The organism is Streptomyces sp. NPDC006743, from assembly GCF_040703815.1.
Lineage (GTDB): Bacteria > Actinomycetota > Actinomycetes > Streptomycetales > Streptomycetaceae > Streptomyces.
This window is the reverse complement of sequence record NZ_JBEYJA010000039.1, coordinates 1-17,623: the sequence shown is the minus strand read 5'-3', so window position 1 is coordinate 17,623 and position 17,623 is coordinate 1. Positions and strand designations below refer to the sequence as shown.

Below are 17,623 nucleotides of genomic sequence, written 5' to 3'. Positions count from 1 at the left end.
GTGGTCCCTCCCTCAGTGTCCGGTCTCGGGGCTGTACGTGGCCGCCTTCACCGGCATCTCGACCCGCAGGTCGCCGGAGTGGGCGAAGTGCAGTTCGACGGTGACCGTCTGGCCCTGGCGGGGCTTGTGCTTGAGCATGTCGAACATCAGGTGGTTGCCGCCGCTCCTGAAGACGAGCCGCCCGTGGGCGGGAACGGGGAGCGAGCCGGCCTCCCGCATGGTCCCGCCGACCGTCCGGTGCGCGGTGACGGAGCCGGCGGCGTCGCTGGTGACGGAGGTCAGCTCGTCCTCGGCGTCGCCCTTGTTGACGATCGTCAGGAAGCCGGCCGCCATCGAGTCGGAGACCGGCTGGGGCATGTAGGCGGCGCTGACGGACAGTTCGGCCTTCCCGCCGGGCTCCGCGCCGGAGGCGGAGCCGCCGCAGCCGGTCAGCAGCACCGTGCCGGCCAGGGCCGCCGCCGTCAGCGCGGTCACCGCGCTGAGGCGCCTCACGGGTTCTGTCCCTCGACGAGCTTGGGCAGGTCCTTGGTGTAGTCGGCGACGCCGGCGTCCTCGTCGTAGACCACGTAACCGCTGTCGTTCTTCGGGGAGAAGGCGACCACCTGGGTGCCGTGCACGGAGACGAGCTTGCCGTTCTTGTCCTTCCTGGTCGGTTCGATGGTGATGCCGACGCTGCGCGCACCGGCCTGGATGGTGGCGAAGTCGCCGGTGAGACCGATGAACTGGGGATCGATGCCGTTGAGCCACTTGCCGAGTTCGGCGGGGGTGTCACGGCCGGGGTCGGTGGTGACGAACACCACGCGCAGCTTGTCCTGCTCCGCCTTGGGCAGGGCCTTCTTGGCGACCGCGAGGTTGTTCATCGTCAGCGGGCACACGTCGGGGCAGTGGGTGTAGCCGAAGTAGAGGAGGGTGGGCCGGCCGGCGGTCTCCTTGCGGAGGTCGTACTTCTTGCCGTGGGTGTCGGTGAGGACCAGGTCGGGCTTGTCGAACGGCTGGTCGAGGACCGTCGAGGGCTTCTTCGAGGTCTCCTCGGCGACGACGGTGGCGGGGGCGGCGCTGTCGTCGCCGCTGCCGCAGGCGGACAGGGTCATCGTCGCGGCGGCGAGCAGGGCGGCCGCGGCGAACGTCTTCTTGCGCATAGAAAAATGTCCCAGATGTGATAACTCCGGCGCGCACCGGGGCCGTGGGCCTGTGCCCTGGTACGGGGGCCGTACGGCGGACGGCGTGCGGCCCCGGTGCGCGGCGCGGGCGTGCAGGGTCAGGCGGCGGTCCGGCGGCGTCCGGCGAACACGCCGTAGGCGACGCCGGCCGCGCCGACGACGATGCCGGCGATACCGAGGACGCGGGCGGTGGTGTCGCTGCCGCTGCCGTTCGCGGCGGCGGTGGTGGTGGCGGCGGGCTCGGAGCCGGCCGAGGCGTTTCGAGCCGCGCCGCCGTGGGCGTCGTCCGCGGCGGTCAGCTGGAGCGTGGGCGCCGGGTTGTCGGGCTCGGCCTGGCCCTTCTGCTGCACCTCGATCCAGCGGACGACCTCCTTGTCGGAGTACGTCTGCAGGGCCTTGAAGACGAGCTGGTCGGCGTCCTGGGGCAGGGCGCCGAGGGAGAGGGGGAACTTCTGGAAGTAGCCCGGCTGGACGCCCTTGCCGTCGGCGGTCCAGGTGACCTTGGAGACGGCCTCGGAGATCTTCTCGCCGTGCATCTCCAGCGGCTTGGCCAGCTTGGACTTGGTGACCTCGATCTTCCAGCCGTCGATCGGCTCCGGCATCACGGAGGCCAGCGGGTGGTCGGCCGGGAAGCTGACCTCCAGCTTGGTGGTGGAGGCGTTGTCGCGCTCGTTGGGCACCTTGAAGTCGACGACGGCGTAGCCGCCCTTGGCCGCGGCGCCTTCCGGCTGCACGGTGACGTGCGCGAACGCGGGGACGGACACGGCGAGGACGGCCGTGCCCGCGAGGGCGCCGACGGTGGCGAGACGAGAGGTCTTGCGGCTGATGGCCTTCATCACGAAGAGCACTCCACTTCGAGTGGGTCCGGTTGTTCCGGTGGTGTTCCGGTGGTCGGGAGAGGGCGCGTGCGCCGGATGTCCGCCGGTGTGTCCGACGGTGCGGATCACCCGGGGAAGGGCACGCGCGTGTGCCGCACGACGGCGGCCACTCCCTCCGGCGGGACCCGGTCGGCCGGGTCCGGTGGAGCGCTGGTCGCGTCGCGTCAGGCGGCGAGGGTGAAGGGGGCGGCGGGCGGGCCGCGGCGGATCACCGAGTGCTGGAGCGCGGTGGTGGAAGGAGGGGGCAGGACGGAGTCGGCGGCGCGCGGGAAGCGCGGCCCCGTGCCCGGTGCCGTCGGCAGCCCGGCACACAGGACGCATGCCAGGGCGAGCGCCCCGCGCAGGGACCGTACGAGCGCGCCCTCGGCGACGCCGTGCGCCTCCAGCGCCATGAGGCGGAGCAGCGCGAGGTCGCCGTGGCGCAGCAGCCAGCCCGCGGCCAGTGCGGCGAGCACGTGCCCGAGCAGCATGGGCAGGGACGGCAGCAGTGCCAGCAGCGAAGCGACGGGGCCGGCGGTCGGCAGGGCGTCCGCCGGGTGGGCCGCGCCGGCCGGGGCCGGGGCGGTCGCCGGGTAGAGATGGGCGTCGACGAGGATCCGGTAGGCGCGGGCCGGGGTGATCCCGGCGGTCGTGGTGCCGCACATGTACCGTGCGGCCCGCTCCACCAGCGCCGCGTCGGACAGCGCGTGTCCCGCGTGCGCCGCGGAGCCCGACGGTCCCGGCATGCTCGCCGACGTCATCGGCCCCATGGCCGTCACGCCGTGCTGGCCGAGGGCGAACAGGGCGTGCAGCACGGTCTGGCCGAGTGCGAGCAGCGCCGCGATGCCGGGCAGCGAGCGGGCGCGCCCGGCCAGCGGAACGACGACCACGAGTGCCCCGAGGAAGCCCGCGCCCAGCGTCCACAGCGGGACCGACGCGCACGAGCCCAGCGTGTGCCCGGCCGCGGCCAGCACGACGCAGACCGCGGCGAACACCGCGGCCCGCAGCAGCCGGAGACCGCGCCCGGCCGGTGCCGTGCGCGAGTGGGGGGCAGTCATGGCGCGCTCATCATCCCACTGGGCACCGGGGCGCCGTACGGCAGGTCCACAAGATGCGGTACCTCCAGGTGGGTCACGTTCTGCGGCGGATGGTCCCACGCATACACCGATTCCGTCCGCACCACATCCGCCGGTCGGGCGTTTCCGCGTCAACTCGGTGCTTACGGCCGGGCACGCGGGGCAATACGTAACGGTATGTCGAGCCGCGGCCGGGAGGCTGGAGCATGAGCATCTGGTGGTCACTGCATCTGCGGCGTGACGCCGCGAGCGTGCCGCTCGCCCGCCGGCTCCTGCTCGGCACCATGGAGACGGCGGGCGTCGACCCCGACGTCTCCTACGACCTGTCCGTCGCGTTGAGCGAGGCCTGCGCGAACGCCGTCGAGCACGGCGGGGACGCCGCCTGCGGAGCGTACCGCGTGACCGCCTACCTCGACGGGGAGAAGTGCCGCATCGAGGTGGCCGACACGGGCCCCGGTTTCCCGGCCGGCGGCCACCGGGTGCCGCTGCGCGCCCCGCACGCGGAGGCCGAGCACGGCCGCGGCCTGTGCCTCATCCGGGAACTCGCCGACCACGTCCATATCGGCAACAAGCCGGGGCGCGGCGGGGCGGTGGTGAGCTTCGACAAGATCCTGAAGTGGCGCGAGAACGCCCCTCTGGTGGCGGTCTAGTACCCACAGGCCCAGCGCCCAGGGCCCGGCGCCCTGGACGCTCCCGGTCCCAGCGGGCCGGTCTCCGGCCCCTCAGACCTCGTCCAGGATCTTCGCCAGGACGTCCAGTGCCTCGGGGTAGGTCCGCTCCCTCGGCGTCCCGTAGCCGACGACGAGGCCCTGCGGCCGTCCCGCGCCGGGGGTGTGCCAGTGGTCGGCCAGGCGGCCGAGGGCCAGGGACTCCTCCTGAGCCCGGGCCAGCACCGCGTCCTCGTCCTCGACGTCGACCAGGGCGTGCAGCCCGGCGGCGATCCCGCGCACCCGGCGGCGCGGGCCCAGCCGGTCCAGGAGCTGGTCCCGGCGGCGCCGGTAACGCAGCCGGCACGCGCGCACGTGCCGGTCGTAGGCGTGGCTGTCGATCAGTTCGGCGAGCGCCAGCTGCCCGATGGTCTCGGTGTGGTGGTCGCTGTGCAGCTTGGCGTCGGCCACCGCGTCCACCAGGTGCGGCGGAAGGACCATCCAGCCCAGGCGCAGCGCGGGGCCGAGGGTCTTGGAGGCGGTGCCGAGGTAGGCGACGTGACCGGGCGCCATGCCCTGGAGCGCGCCGACGGGCTGGCGGTCGTAGCGGAACTCACCGTCGTAGTCGTCCTCGACGATCAGGGCACCACGCGCGCGTGCCCAGTCGGTCAGGGCCCGCCGCCGCTCGGGGTGCAGGGTCACCCCGGTCGGGTACTGGTGCGCGGGGGTGACGACGACGGCGCCGTGTTCGCCCAGGTCCTGCGCCCGCACGCCCCGCTCGTCCACCCGTACCGGCACCACGGTGCCGCCGTTGTGCCGGACCACGTCCCGGTGGAAGGGCAGTCCGGGGTCCTCCATGGCGACCGAGGCGCCGTCCAGCACGCGGGTCAGCAGGGCCAGGCCCTGCACGTACCCGGCGGTGATCACGATCCGCTCCGGCGGCGCGATGACCCCGCGGGCCCGGCCCAGGTAGCCCGCCAGCGCGGTGCGCAGTTCGATCCGGCCGCGCGGATCGCCGTAGTCGTACGCCAGCGAGGGCGCCGTCGCTATGGCGCGGCGCAGCGCCCGCAGCCAGGCCGCCGCCGGGAAGGCGCCCACGTCGGGGCTGCCGGGCCGCAGGTCGAGACGGGGCGCACGCGCGCGTGCCGCCGCTCCGGGCTCCTGCCGGTCCACGGCGGGCAGGGCGGCGACGCGGGTGCCGGAGCCCTGGCGCGCCGTCAGGTACCCCTCGGCGACCAACTGGTCGTAGGCCGCCTTCGCGGTGCCCCGGGAGACGCCCAGTTCGGCCGCCAGCCGCCGGGTCGCCGGCAGCCGCGAGCCGGGCGTGAGCCGCCCGTCCCGCACGGCGTCCCTGAGCGCCTTCTCCAGGCCCGCACGGCGGCCCGCCGCCGCGTCCGGTTCCAGGTGCAGGTCCACCCCGACCGCGGACCAGAAGCCGTCCGCGTCCCCGAAGTCCCCGATGTCCACGAAAACCCTCCCCCTGGGCATGTGTACGGCCGGGCACCGCTCGGGTGCCCGGCCGCTGTGTCCGGTGTCAGCCCTTCAGGGCCGCCATCCACGTCTCGACCTCGTCCGAGCGGCGCGGCAGGGCGGCGGACAGGTTCCGGTTGCCGTCCTCGGTGACGAGGATGTCGTCCTCGATGCGGACGCCGATGCCGCGGTACTCCTCGGGGACCGTCAGGTCGTCCGCCTGGAAGTACAGGCCGGGCTCGACGGTGAGGACCATGCCCGGCTCCAGCGTGCCGTCCACGTACGTCTCCGTGCGCGCAGCGGCGCAGTCGTGGACGTCCATGCCGAGCATGTGGCCGGTGCCGTGCAGGGTCCAGCGGCGCTGCAGGCCCAGCTCCAGGACCCGCTCGACGGGGCCCTCCACGAGGCCCCATGCGACGAGCTTCTCGGCGAGCACGCGCTGGGCGGCGTCGTGGAAGTCGCGGTACTTGGCGCCCGGCTTCACCGCCGCGATGCCCGCCTCCTGGGCCTCGTACACGGCGTCGTAGATCTTCTTCTGGATCTCGCTGTACGTGCCGCTGACCGGCAGGGTGCGGGTGACGTCGGCGGTGTACAGGGTGTGGGTCTCCACGCCCGCGTCCAGCAGCAGCAGGTCGCCGGAGCGGACCGGGCCGTCGTTGCGGACCCAGTGCAGCGTGCAGGCGTGCGGGCCGGCGGCGGCGATGGTGCCGTAGCCGACGTCGTTGCCCTCCACGCGCGCGCGGAGGAAGAACGTGCCCTCGATGTAGCGCTCGCTGGTCGCCTCGGCCTTGTCGAGGACCTTCACCACGTCCTCGAAGCCGCGCACCGTGGAGTCCACGGCCTTCTGCAGCTCGCCGACCTCGAAGTCGTCCTTGACCAGGCGGGCCTCGGACAGGAAGACGCGCAGTTCCTCGTCGCGCTCGGCGGTGACCTTGTCGGTCAGGGCCGCCTCGACGCCGGCGTCGTGGCCGCGCACGACACGGACCGGGCCGGTGGCCTCGCGCAGCTTCCCCGCCAGCTCGCGCACGTCGGCGGCCGGGATGCCGTACAGCGCCTCGGACTCGGTCAGGGAGTGGCGGCGGCCGACCCACAGCTCGCCCTGCCCGTCGAGCCAGAACTCGCCGTTCTCCCGGTCGGAGCGGGGCAGGAGGTAGAGGGTGGCGCGGTGGCCGTCCGCGGTGGGCTCCAGCACGAGGACGCCGTCCTCGGTCTGGTTGCCGGTGAGGTAGGCGTACTCGACCGAGGAGCGGAAGGCGTACTCGGTGTCGTTGGAGCGGGTCTTCAGGTTGCCCGCGGGGATCACCAGGCGCTCACCGGGGAAGCGGGCGGACAGCGCGGCGCGGCGGCGGGCGGTGTGCTCCGCCTGCCCGACCGGCTCCAGGCCGCGCAGCTCGGTGTCGGCCCACCCGGACTTCATGTTCTCGGCGAGCTCGTCGGACACGCCCGGGTACAGGCCGTTCTTGCGCTGCTTGATCGGCTCCTCGCTCTCGGTCTCCGGGGTCTCCGGGGTGAGCTCGTCCGCCACGGTCTTCCTCCTCGATACGGCACTGGACCACCCCCATCGTACGGTCGTACGGAAGGGGCCCGGGGGGAGAGCGCCTGTTACGGGAGCGCCGTCACCTGCGGTGTCCGCGGGCCTACTCGAAGCGTGCCGCCAGCAGCACCACGTCCTCCGTGCCGCCGGTCACGTCCAGGCCGTCGGGCAGGACGGTGCGCAGCACGTGGTCGGCGACGGCGTCCGGGTCGTGGCGCACCGCGCGCGGGACGCCGGCCGCGGCGGAGTGCAGCCGCGCGAAGGCGCGGTCGACGGTCTCGCCGGTGCGGTGCAGCAGCCCGTCGGTGTAGAGCAGCACCGTTTCGCCTGCGCCGACCTGGAACTCCACGCTGGGCGCCTCCCAGCAGGCGAGCATGCCCAGGGGGGCGGACACGGTCGTCTCGACGTACTCGGTGCGCCGGTCGCCGACCAGCAGCGGCGGGCAGTGCCCGGCGCCGGCGACGGTGATCCGGCGCAGCTCGGGCTCGCAGTAGGCGAACAGGGCGGTCGCGCAGCGGGCGGGCTCGGTCAGCCGCAGGAGCAGTTCCAGGTCGGACAGGACGGCGACGGGGTCCTCGCCCTCCATCACCGCGTACGCCCGCAGGGAGGCGCGCAGCCGGCCCGCCGCGGCGACCGCGCCGGGACCGGTGCCGGTGACGGAGCCGACCGCGAGGCCGAGGGCGGCGTCGGGCAGGGGCAGCGCGTCGTACCAGTCGCCGCCGCCGTGCGAACCGGTGCGGCGGCGGGCGGCGAGGTGCACGCCGGGTGTGCGCGGCAGCCGGGACGGCAGCAGTTCCTCGGTCATCGCCGCCATGCACGCGCGCGTGCGTTCGCACTCGATCAGGCGTGCGAGGTGCTCGGTGGCGAAGCGGACGTAGAGGCCGGCGAGGTGGCGCTGCCGGTCGGTCGGTTCGGCGGGCTCGTCGTAGAGCCACAGGGCGGCGCCGAGCCGGCCGGCGGCCTCGGTGGTCAGGGGCAGCGCGTACCCGGCGGCGTAGCCGAGGCGGGCGGCCACCTCCCGGTGGCGGGGGTCGAGGCTGTCCTCCGCGAACAGGTCGGGGCGCACGATCTCGCCGTCGCCGCCGGGCAGTCCGGCCGCGGTGTCGAGGAGGGCGCCGTAGGGCATGGCGTGGCGCGGGACGGTCTCGATGTGGCCGAGGTCGGCGCGGGCCAGGCCCAGACCGACGGTGGTGTCCGGGCCCAGGCGGTCGTCCGGTTCGAGGACGAGGAGGCCGCGCCGGGCGCCCACCAGGGCCGCTCCGGCGTGCAGCAGTTCCTCCAGGGCGGCGTCGAGCCGGCCGGTGCGGGTCAGCCGCTCGGTCAGGTCGTGCAGGGTCGTGAGGTCGGAGACCCAGCCCGCGAGCCGGTCCTGGAGGAGGGCGCCCGCCGGGTGGGCGGTGTGCGGGGAGTGCGCGCTGTGGCCGACGGCGGCCGGAGAGGCGTCCGGGGCTGCGGAGGCGGACGCGACAGTGTGGGCGGGTGCGGGAACCGTTGAATCGATTCCGGCCACTTTCTGAGGATGAGGGGCGTTCATGGTGTCCGGCTTTCCGGCCGGTGCGTACTGCTCAAAAGCATCGCAAACCCCCATGTCATTCTGCGCCGCCAGCAGTGTCTCCACATGTACACGCACTCGTGAGGGGATGTCCAGCATTGTCCTGCTGGGATTCCTGGTGTCAGAGGGCCTGCCGTGGTTGTCCTCCTGGACTCTTGCGCATCAACGAAGTTGGCTTGAAACTGCCTCGGGTAACGGCCTATTGCGGTCGACTGGTTTCGTTCCACAGAGCGTCACAGCGGTCGTGATGGGTACGTACTCGGAGAAGGCCAGGGGTGGTTGGGAACCGCCCGGAACCTGGTGACGGACCCGGGCGTCCTATCCACCGACGGCCGTGCCCCATCCTCGCGTGACGGCGGCGGAGAGCAGAACGAGCGACGGCAAAACGCCATGCTCCGCCACCCCGCGCCACGCCCATGCTCTTGAGAGACGCGTATGGGCAGGCTGTCGCGGAAGCAGCCGGTGCCCGGCCCGAAGGGGTTCCCCGTGCCGAAGGCAGGGGTGTGATGCGCCAACAGGTACGCCCAGTGAAGTGATCGACACATGGTGTGATGTGGCCCACGGTGTTGCCAGCGGTGCAACGGAAAGGAACGAGCGCTCATGCGCGAGATCCCCGGAAGGCGACGCAGGCTCCTGTCCCGGCGCGGCGACGGGAGGGCCGAGCCGATCGACGCGGCCCTGACCTTCGCCGCCCAGTGGCAGTGGCCCGTGCTCCCCGGCGTGGCACGGGACCCCGGGCGGCCCGCCCGCTGCGGCTGTCCCGACCCCGAATGCACGGTGCCCGGCGCGCACCCCTTCGACCCGGGCCTCCTCGCGGCCACCACCGACGCCCGGATGGTGCGCTGGTGGTGGACCAACCGGCCCGCCGCGCCGATCGTCCTGGCCACCGGCGGCAGGGCACCCTGCGCGGTGAGCCTGCCGGCCCTCGCCGCGGCCCGCGCCCTGCGCGCGCTCGACCACGCCGGGGTGCGGCTCGGCCCGGTCGTCGCCTCGCCCGCGCGCTGGTCGATCCTCGTCAGGCCGTACTCCATGGAGCAGCTCGGCGAACTCCTCTACGCCAAGGACTTCGTGCCCGGCTCGCTCCGCTTCCACGGTGAGGGCGGCTACCTCGCCCTGCCGCCCTCCGAGACGGGGGCCGGGCCGGTCCGCTGGGAGCGCGCCCCGCTGCCCGGGTCCGCCTCGCCCTGGGTGCCCGACGTCGAGGCCGTGGTGGACGCCGTGGTGGACGCCCTCACTCGTAAGGGTGTGAGCGCGCCCGAGTTGTAGGGGTGTCGGGCGCGCCGGGGTCAAACGCCCGTTCTGGTGGTTATCGTCCCTTCATGCTGCGCGATCTCCAGGGACACGGAAGCGGACACCCGAGCGGACGCCGAGGCGGCCACGAAGAAGGACACCGGGGCGGACGGCCGGACGGGCACCGGGACGGAGATCCGTGCGGACGCTCGGACGGCCGGGAGACCGGCTGCGCGCACCGGCACGACGGGCCCGGATCCGGGGACGGGCCGGGGAGCGGGTCCGGGCGGTGGCGCGGTGCTGATCCCCGGCGGATGCGTCTGCTCGCGCTCACGGGGGTCGTGGCGTGCGCCGTCGCGCTGCCGCTGGCCGTGGCCTCCGCCGGACAGGTGGGTGACCGGGCCGGCGCCGCCGGCGCGCCGTCCACCGCGCCCGCCCGGCCGCGGGGCGACGAGAAGATGCCGTCCGCCGCTCCCGCCCGTACACCCTTCCTGCTCGGCCTCGGGCTGGCGACCGCCGCCCGCTGCGGCCCCGAGGTCTCCTCGCCCGACGGGGTCGAGGCACAGACGTGCGTGCTCACCCAGGGTGCCGACACCTGGGCGCGCGCCTACTACCGCAACGCCACGGGCCGGCCCCTGGACGCGGCCCTGACCCTCATGGGGCCGGGCGAGCGCACCGTACGCACGCAGTGCGCCCTGGACGGCGACGACGAGCCGGACACCTGTGAGACACCTCGCGAACGCACCCGCGGCGCGTCGGCCGCCTACACGGCCGTCACCGAGTTCGCCGGGCGCGCGGAGCGGGCCGGGAGCGGACCGCTGCTGCTGCGCTCGGGAAGCAACTCGCCGACGGGGACGGGGAGTTGACCGACGGCTGCGCTCGGTGAGCGGCGGCGCACATGGAAAGACCCGGTTGCTGGCGACGGGGGATGCACCAGCAACCGGGCTATTGGAACGGTAACAAGAGATCGGCGGTTCGCAAATTCGATCCCGGGTTTCCAGTCACCTCGTGGGTCGTCTTTCCGGTCACACCGACTCGCCCGCGCGGCACGGGAGTTGGAACTGGAGCTGCCTGTTCCGCGCGGGGCGTCCGGCTGGCCGGTCGGTCAGCACCGGCCCGCCGGCCGGCGGCTCAGCTGAGGGTGACCTGGCGGTTGGTCAGGCCGCCGCGGGCCCGCCGCTCGTCACCCGTCAGCGGCGTGTCGTCGGCCAGGGCGCCGGCCAGCCGCTCGGCGAACTCGGCGGCCGGCTTCTCCGCGTCCTGGGCCCCGAAGCCGCTGGGCAGGTCCCAGACGGGCACCGTGAGGCCGTGGGCGCGGAAGGAGCCGACCAGGCGGGTGCCCTCGCCGAGGCTGGAGGCGCCCGCCGCGTGCAGCCGCGCGAGAGCGTCCAGAAGGTGCTCCTCGGGGTGCGGCATGACCCACCGCAGGTGGTTCTTGTCCGGGGTCTCGCACCAGTAGGCCGCCTCCACGCCCTGCAGGCGCACGGTCGGGATGGCCGCGGCGTTGGCCCGCTCCAGGGAGGCCGTGACCTCCGCCGTCGCGTTCTCCGCGTCCGGGACCCAGAACTCGAAGCCCTCGTGCACCACCGGCTCGAAGGGGGCCGACAGGTCGAGCAGGTCCTGCAGCCGGGGGCCGTCCGCCGGGGCGCGGCGGCCCTGCACCGGGTTGCCGGGCTCGGCCTCCAGCGCGCGCAGCAGGGTGTCGGCGAGGTCGCGGCTGATGTCGCCGGACGCCGTGTCGTTCTGCAGGCCGATGAGCACGGAGCCGTCCTCGCGGCGCAGCGCGGGCCAGGCCATGGGCAGCACGGTGGCGAGCCGCACCGACGGAACGCCCTCGGGCAGGCCGTCCTTGAGCGTCAGCTCGGCCGTGGCCGCGGGGACCAGCTCGCGCAGCGCGACCCAGTCGCACTCACCGGGCAGGCCCTCGAACGGCCGCTGCACCAACTCGGTCGCCGCGTGCGCGGCGGCCCGGCCGTGGCAGGCCTTGTAGCGCCGGCCGCTGCCGCACGGGCACGGCTCGCGGGCGCCGACCACCGGGATCTCTCCGTCCGTGAGCTGCGGGCGCTTGGCCTTCGTCTGGGGTCGCTTCTTGGCCATCTGGGTGTCTCCCGGTTACGGCTCGTCTTGTACGGGCGCGAGCCTAGTCGTTCACACCCGCGGCGGCGGGAAGCTGTGGACGAGACGGGCGTTGTGGACAACTCGGGGCCGGGTGCTCGATGACGTGTACGAGCGGTGCACGTGAAACGGGGCGTGCGAACGGGTTTTATGGAGGGTGGTCCGAGCGGACGTGCGAACCGCCTGCACCACGGCCAGGACCGAGCGGTGGGCGCGAACCTGGCGGGCCGCACCAGGGGCGGGTCCCAGCGGTGCGTGGGAACCGGCTGGACGAGGGTGCGTGTACGGGCGGCGTGCGAACGGGCCGTAACGAGGGGCCGCGTGCCGGGGGCGCGTGCACCGGACGCGTACGAACGCTGAGCATCGCGGGACGGGCGTGCCGGCGCGCGCGCGCGCGGGCGCGGGCAGGGCCACCGTGCAGGTGTCGCGTCGCCGGTGCACGGCCGCCGCGCGTGCGGGAGGACGGGTGAGGGGCGGGGCGGGCCCCGCCCGCCCCTGTTCACCTGTGCTTCAGCCCAGATCGTCGAAGGCGTCCACGAAGTCGAGTTCGGGCAGCGCCGCCACCGCCGGTGCGGCGACGCGCGTGGCGAAGTCGTCGCGGCGGTGGCCGGCGTCCGGGTCGTGGACGTCGGCGTGGACCACCACCCACACGGTGACCTCGCCGCGGACGTCGTCCCGCACTCCCCAGTCGTCGCAGAGCGCCGTGATGATGTTCAGCCCACGGCCGCCGTGCGCGGTGACCGAGGGGGTGGCGGGGGCCGGGCGGGTCGGGCCGCCGCCGTCCGTCACCTCGACCAGCAGCCGGCCCCTCGCGTCGACGCGCCAGGCGGCGCGGACGTCACCGTCGCCGGCCAGGGCGCCGTCCAGTGGACGACCGTGTTTGCAGGCATTGCTCAACAGTTCGGAAAGGATCAGAACGGCATCGTCGATGACCGATTCCGCCACGCCACCCCTGCGCAACTGTGCGCGCATCCGGTGCCTTGCTTCCCCCACGCCCGCAGGGCCATGGGGTACGGCCATGCTCGACGACGTGGGCACCTCCTGTGCCACCACCAACGCCACCCCCGAGACCTCCTTCGCCCCACGCCACGGTGTGGATGCCCCATTGGCCTGAACCGGAAACCGGCCATTCGCCGCCCGGCGACGCATTCGCAACGATCGAACACACGCCGAACGCGCCGGAGCACTCCCTGTGACTGAGTGGCTGGATCTCGCCGGTGTGGCGGGGCCTGCCGGGGTGGGCCGGCAGCCGGCCGAAGACTCACCAGGTGGCCCGTTCGGCGGTGCGGCCGAAGAACCGGCGGACGGCCCGGTCCGCGGGCCGGTCGGGACCCGGCGGCCGGACCGGCCGCGGCCGGTCGGCACGGCCCTTTCGGCAGGCCCGTTCGGCGGGTCTCAGCGGCCGAGCTGGTGCAGGACCGCGCCCGGGCGGTTGGTGATGATGGCGTCCACGCCCAGCTCGACGCAGAGGGCGACGTCCTCCGGCTCGTTCACCGTCCACACGTGCACCTGGTGACCGGCGCTTTTCAGCCGCTCGACGTACGCCGGATGACCGCGCACGATGCGGATCGAGGGCCCTGCGATCCGGACGCCCGCGGGAAGCCGCCCGTCGCGCAGCCGGGGGGAGACGAACTGCATCAGGTAGACCGTCGGCAGCGTCGGGGAGGCCGCCCGCACCCGGTGCAGGGAGCGTGCCGAGAAGCTCATCACGCGCACCGCCGACTCGGCCGGGGAGGCCGGGGCGTCCAGGCCGAACCGCTTCAGCAGGGCCAGCAGCCGCTCCTCGACCTGCCCGGCCCACCGGGTGGGGTGCTTCGTCTCGATGGCCAGCTCCACCCGCCGGCCCGCGTCGGCGACGAGTTCCAGCAGCCGCTCCAGGGTGAGGACGGCGGTGTCCTCGGGGTCCTCGGGCCGTACGACCCAGTCGGGTTCCTCGTCGCGGCCCCGCCAGGTGGCCCGGGAGCGCCAGGAGCCGAAGTCCAGCGCGGCGAGGTCGGCGAGTTCCAGGGCGGACACCGCGCCGCGGCCGTTGGACGTACGGTTGACGCGGCGGTCGTGCACGCACACGAGGTGGCCGTCCGCGGTCAGGCGTACGTCGCACTCGAGGGCGTCCGCGCCGTCCTCGATCGCCGTCCGGTAGGCGGCGAGGGTGTGTTCCGGTGCGGCCTCGGAGGCTCCGCGGTGTGCGACGACCTGGATGTGATGCTGCCGTGCGTGGGTCACCGCGTCATGGTGCCACCGCCGCGGGCCCGCGTGGGGGCGGACGACTGTCGATAATGTGTCCGTTTAGGGCTTGATGCCCTATATAAGGAATGGCGTCCGACCCACAGCATCGGCTTATGGTGCTCTGACGGCTCGTGGGAAAAGCTGACGACATACAGATGCACATGCACAGCTGGAGCACGCCGGTCGTCGGCGGCCAGGACGAGCATGACCGAGTGCGACCGACAACAACAGCCGTGGATCGAGGAGAAGAGCTGTGAGCACCGAGAACGAGGGCACCGAGGTACCCCCGGCCCCGTCCGCACCTCCCGTGCCGGTGGAGACCCCCGCAGCTTCCCCGCAGCCCCCCGCTCCCCAGGGAGGCGGCACCCCCACGCCCCCGCCGCCCAGCACGCCTCCGCACGTGCCCGGGACGCCCGCGCACGCGCCCGGCGCCCCGCGGCAGGAGGGCGCACCGGCCGGCCCGCAGTCCGCGCCCGCCCCCGCGGGCGCACACCCGGCAGCCCCCGGGGGCGCGGCGGATGCCGCACCCGCACAGCCGCACGCCCCGGCCGAACAGGCCTTCGGTACGCAGCCCCCCGCCGGACACGCGTCGTCCGGCTTCCCGCACGGGCAGCAGCCCCCGCAGGGTCCCGGCGGCGGGCCCGCCGACGGGTCCTGGCCGCCGCCCGCACCCCCGGCCGTGCCCGCCTACGCGGACGGCGGCGCGGGTGCCGGGACCGGCTGGGGTGCGGCGTACCAGCAGCCCGCGCCGAAGCCCCGGGGCCGGCGCGGTGGTCTGATCGCCGCCGTCCTGGTGGCCGCACTGGTCGCGGGAGGTCTGGGCGGCGGCCTCGGCTACACCCTGGCCAAGAACGACGACGGCGGTTCCACCACGGTCGCCGCCTCCGATTCCGGGGCCTCCCAGGTCAAGCGCGACCCGAACTCGATCGCCGGGGTGGCCGCCAAGGCGCTGCCGAGCACCGTCACCATCGAGGCGGAGAGCACCAACGGCCAGGGCGGCACCGGCACCGGTTTCGTGTTCGACACCCAGGGCCACATCGTCACCAACAACCACGTGGTGGCCGACGCCGTCGACGGCGGCAAGCTCACCGCCACCTTCCCCGACGGCAGGAAGTACGACGCCGAGATCATCGGCCACGCCCAGGGGTACGACGTCGCGGTCATCAAGCTGAAGAACGCCCCCTCCGACCTCAAGCCGCTCGCGCTCGGCGACTCCGACAAGGTGGCCGTGGGCGACGAGACGATCGCCATCGGCGCGCCCTTCGGCCTGTCGAACACGGTGACGACGGGCATCATCAGCGCCAAGAACCGCCCGGTCGCCTCCAGCGACGGCAGCAGCGACAGCAAGGCCTCCTACATGAGCGCCCTGCAGACGGACGCCTCCATCAACCCGGGCAACTCCGGTGGTCCGCTGCTCGACGCGCGCGGTGCGGTGATCGGCATCAACTCCGCGATCCAGTCCTCCGGCAGCGGCGGCGGCCTGGGCGGCGCCGGCCAGTCCGGCTCGATCGGCCTGGGCTTCGCCATCCCGATCAACCAGGCCAAGTACGTCGCCCAGCAGCTGATCAAGACGGGCAAGCCGGTCTACGCGAGGATCGGCGCCTCGGTCGCCACCGTCGAGGAGGGCTCCGACGGAGCGAAGATCACCGACCAGGGCGCGGGCGGCGGCGCCGCGGTCGAACCGGGCAGCCCGGCCGACAAGGCCGGCCTGAAGTCCGGTGACGTCATCACCCGGCTCGACGACACCGTGATCGACTCCGGTCCCACGCTCATCGGCGAGATCTGGACGCACAAGCCCGGCGACAAGGTGAAGATCACGTACAAGCGCGACGGCAAGGAGCACACGGTCGACCTCGTCCTCGGCTCCCGCGTCGGCGACAGCGCCGCCTGACGCCGACGCCGACTGGCCCGCACGCGCGCGCGGTGACCCGATAGTCTTGTCCCCGCGCCGCCGGTCACCGGTGGGGCGGGGAGGCGTGCCCGAGCGGCCGAAGGGAACGGTCTTGAAAACCGTCGTGGCAGCGATGTCACCGTGGGTTCAAATCCCACCGCCTCCGCAGCGTTGAGCAGTGAGCACGGCCCCTGACCTGGCAATACGGTCAGGGGCCGTTGTGCTGTGCGCTGCCCGCCTGTCACCGCATCTCCCCGTGGTTTCCCGCTCGATCGGGCACGGAAGGGGCACGGGCTGAGCGCGGCGCTCGAAGATCCAACCGGCGGCGGGGCGGGTGCTGCTATCGGTTGATCGGGATCTCGTAGACGATCTCGCAGTGAGCGGCGGGCACGATGATGTCCGCTGTCTCCACGGGGCGCCCTTGGTCGCTGTAGTACGTCCGCCGGATGTGGGTGACGAGCGCGGCCTTCTGGATGCCGAGTAGGGATGCCTCCTCGGCGGTGGCCTGCCTGGGCTCGGGCTGTTCCACGGCGTGGCTGACGGTGACGCCGATCGCGGCCATGCGGTTCACGACGCCTGCCCCGGCGTGCGGCCCTCCCTCGGGGAGCACGACGAGAGTGCCGGCGGTGAGGTCGTACGGCTCCCAGCTCGTCGACAACTGCACCGGCTTGCCGTTGGCGAGGAACTCGTACGTCGTCCGGACGCACAGCTCGCCCTCGGCGATACCGAGCCGACCCGCGATGTCCGCCGGCGCCGGGACTTTGGCGTCGGTCCGGCTCTCCCAATCCCCCTGCTTGCCCGCGGCCTTCATGTCCGCGCGGAACGGGGACCCGGTGGGCTGCTCGCGCGCAGAGGAACGCACGACCCGCACGCGCTGCCGCGGCTCGGCGACGTACGTGCCCGAACCCGCGCGCCCCTCCAACACACCCTGCGAGATCAGCAGTTCCTGCGCCCGGCGCACCACGTTCTCGCCGACGCCGCACTCCTGGCCGATCTGCGCGCGCGAGGGCAGGCGGTCACCCGGCTCCCACACGTGGTCCGCGATCCGCCGCCGTAGCTCGTCGGCGATGCGGAGATAGGGCGGCTGCTCAGGCATATGGAAAATCTAGTCCACTAGCTCTAACCTAGTTAACTAGCTTCACTCAAAGTGATCGCCGGTGACGGAGGCTGCCCTGTGCCTGCTTGCGAAGTGAGCGCGGAGGTCATCGCGGCCCGGTTATCGGCCGTCGGGCTCACCACCCGTGTGGAGGAGCACGAACGGTGCACGTCGATCGAGGCGGAGGTACCGGAATCGCTCTCCGCCGACTCGTGGCGGGAGGTCCTGGACGCGGTGTCCGAGGCTGACCGATTCGGGCTCCTCGCCACCAGCTTGAACGGCCGCACCCTCTGGGCGGTCGTAGCCAAAGCGGTCCCCACGGCGGGCGATGCCGGGGGACCGAGCCATCAGCGATAGGAGCTGAGCAGCGTGCTCAACCGTATCCGCCGTGCCGTCTCGCTCACCAGAGAGCGGCACTTCCGCAAGGGCAGGCACCGCCGCCCCTCGACGTCCTCCCGGCCGCCGACCGCCTTCACGCTGTCCATGTCCACGGACGGGCACGTAACCGACGTCACCGGGCAGGGAGAGGACACCGCGAACCGCCTGGGTTTCCTGGCGGGTGAGGACAACGCGCTCGTCCGGCCGTATGTGACGGCCTGGGAGCGGCGCGTACGGCAGCGCCCGGTGGTCGTGGTCCGGCATCCGCCAGCTGAGGCATGGTCAGCTCTCGCGGGGGCTTCCCAATGAAGTTGTCAAGCCGCTGCGGTGACGGGCGGTACGACTTGATAGCACCGTCGGTCGCGGATCAGAGCCCACAGCACGTTGACGC

Annotated in this window: 17 protein-coding genes and 1 tRNA gene; 7 read left to right on the top strand and 11 right to left on the bottom strand. The window is 73.4% G+C overall.

Annotated elements, in window-relative coordinates; genetic code table 11:
- Window positions 1-12: 12 nt before the first annotated feature.
- From ABZ719_RS26730 to ABZ719_RS26715, 4 genes are all read right to left on the bottom strand, one after another.
- Window positions 13-492: a copper chaperone PCu(A)C gene (locus ABZ719_RS26730; RefSeq protein WP_366727713.1), complete on the bottom strand. Its 480-nt coding sequence runs from the start codon at window positions 490-492 to the stop codon at window positions 13-15.
- Window positions 489-1,139: an SCO family protein gene (locus tag ABZ719_RS26725; RefSeq protein ID WP_366727712.1), complete on the bottom strand. Its 651-nt coding sequence runs from the start codon at window positions 1,137-1,139 to the stop codon at window positions 489-491. Before ABZ719_RS26725 ends, ABZ719_RS26730 begins: the two co-directional genes overlap by 4 nt.
- Window positions 1,140-1,258: 119 nt before the next feature.
- A complete protein-coding gene (locus ABZ719_RS26720; protein ID WP_366727711.1) occupies window positions 1,259-1,996 on the bottom strand; it encodes a YcnI family protein in 738 nt (245 codons plus the stop codon).
- A 206-nt stretch (window positions 1,997-2,202) separates the two neighbouring features.
- A complete protein-coding gene (locus tag ABZ719_RS26715; RefSeq protein ID WP_366727710.1) occupies window positions 2,203-3,075 on the bottom strand; it encodes a hypothetical protein in 873 nt (290 codons plus the stop codon).
- Between the two features lie 224 nt (window positions 3,076-3,299).
- On the opposite strand from ABZ719_RS26715, the gene ABZ719_RS26710 reads away from it, so the two are divergent.
- On the top strand, window positions 3,300-3,743 hold the full coding sequence (locus ABZ719_RS26710) for an ATP-binding protein (RefSeq protein WP_366727709.1): 444 nt from the start codon (window positions 3,300-3,302) through the stop codon (window positions 3,741-3,743).
- A gap of 72 nt (window positions 3,744-3,815) precedes the next feature.
- On the opposite strand, the gene ABZ719_RS26705 is transcribed toward ABZ719_RS26710, so the two are convergent.
- The 3 genes from ABZ719_RS26705 to ABZ719_RS26695 all read right to left on the bottom strand — a co-directional run bounded on the left by ABZ719_RS26705 (window position 3,816) and on the right by ABZ719_RS26695 (window position 8,395).
- Window positions 3,816-5,207, bottom strand: a complete 1,392-nt coding sequence (locus ABZ719_RS26705) for a PLP-dependent aminotransferase family protein (protein WP_366727708.1) — start codon at window positions 5,205-5,207, stop codon at window positions 3,816-3,818.
- Window positions 5,208-5,274: 67 nt separating this feature from the next.
- The gene (locus ABZ719_RS26700; protein WP_366727707.1) at window positions 5,275-6,735 is read right to left on the bottom strand and encodes an aminopeptidase P family protein; all 1,461 of its coding nucleotides are present in this window, start codon (window positions 6,733-6,735) and stop codon (window positions 5,275-5,277) included.
- Between the two features lie 112 nt (window positions 6,736-6,847).
- Window positions 6,848-8,395 (bottom strand): PP2C family protein-serine/threonine phosphatase, encoded by a 1,548-nt coding sequence (locus ABZ719_RS26695; RefSeq protein WP_366727706.1) that lies wholly within the window; start codon window positions 8,393-8,395, stop codon window positions 6,848-6,850.
- Between the two features lie 501 nt (window positions 8,396-8,896).
- Between ABZ719_RS26695 and ABZ719_RS26690 the strand changes: the two genes are divergently transcribed.
- Both ABZ719_RS26690 and ABZ719_RS26685 read left to right on the top strand, forming a co-directional pair.
- Complete coding sequence (locus tag ABZ719_RS26690) at window positions 8,897-9,562, top strand: bifunctional DNA primase/polymerase (RefSeq protein ID WP_366727705.1); 666 nt, start codon at window positions 8,897-8,899, stop codon at window positions 9,560-9,562.
- A gap of 278 nt (window positions 9,563-9,840) precedes the next feature.
- Entirely contained in the window at window positions 9,841-10,392 is a 552-nt protein-coding gene (locus ABZ719_RS26685) for a hypothetical protein (protein WP_366727704.1), read from the top strand.
- Between the two features lie 265 nt (window positions 10,393-10,657).
- Here the strand turns inward: ABZ719_RS26685 and ABZ719_RS26680 are convergent, their stop codons facing one another.
- The 3 genes from ABZ719_RS26680 to ABZ719_RS26670 form a co-directional block, all read right to left on the bottom strand.
- Window positions 10,658-11,623 (bottom strand): DUF5926 family protein, encoded by a 966-nt coding sequence (locus tag ABZ719_RS26680; protein ID WP_366727703.1) that lies wholly within the window; start codon window positions 11,621-11,623, stop codon window positions 10,658-10,660.
- A gap of 528 nt (window positions 11,624-12,151) precedes the next feature.
- The gene (locus tag ABZ719_RS26675) at window positions 12,152-12,790 is read right to left on the bottom strand and encodes an ATP-binding protein (RefSeq protein ID WP_366727702.1); all 639 of its coding nucleotides are present in this window, start codon (window positions 12,788-12,790) and stop codon (window positions 12,152-12,154) included.
- A 246-nt stretch (window positions 12,791-13,036) separates the two neighbouring features.
- Window positions 13,037-13,864 (bottom strand): glycerophosphodiester phosphodiesterase, encoded by an 828-nt coding sequence (locus ABZ719_RS26670; RefSeq protein WP_366727701.1) that lies wholly within the window; start codon window positions 13,862-13,864, stop codon window positions 13,037-13,039.
- A 256-nt stretch (window positions 13,865-14,120) separates the two neighbouring features.
- On the opposite strand from ABZ719_RS26670, the gene ABZ719_RS26665 reads away from it, so the two are divergent.
- The gene (locus ABZ719_RS26665) at window positions 14,121-15,758 is read left to right on the top strand and encodes a trypsin-like peptidase domain-containing protein (protein ID WP_366727700.1); all 1,638 of its coding nucleotides are present in this window, start codon (window positions 14,121-14,123) and stop codon (window positions 15,756-15,758) included.
- Window positions 15,759-15,837: 79 nt separating this feature from the next.
- Window positions 15,838-15,924 (top strand) — tRNA-Ser (locus ABZ719_RS26660).
- 174 nt (window positions 15,925-16,098) lie between these two features.
- Here ABZ719_RS26660 and ABZ719_RS26655 read toward each other — a convergent pair.
- A complete protein-coding gene (locus tag ABZ719_RS26655; protein ID WP_366727699.1) occupies window positions 16,099-16,854 on the bottom strand; it encodes a GntR family transcriptional regulator in 756 nt (251 codons plus the stop codon).
- A 78-nt stretch (window positions 16,855-16,932) separates the two neighbouring features.
- On the opposite strand from ABZ719_RS26655, the gene ABZ719_RS26650 reads away from it, so the two are divergent.
- Complete coding sequence (locus tag ABZ719_RS26650; RefSeq protein WP_366727757.1) at window positions 16,933-17,211, top strand: hypothetical protein; 279 nt, start codon at window positions 16,933-16,935, stop codon at window positions 17,209-17,211.
- Window positions 17,212-17,223: 12 nt separating this feature from the next.
- The gene (locus ABZ719_RS26645) at window positions 17,224-17,541 is read left to right on the top strand and encodes a hypothetical protein (protein WP_366727698.1); all 318 of its coding nucleotides are present in this window, start codon (window positions 17,224-17,226) and stop codon (window positions 17,539-17,541) included.
- Window positions 17,542-17,623: the final 82 nt, after the last annotated feature.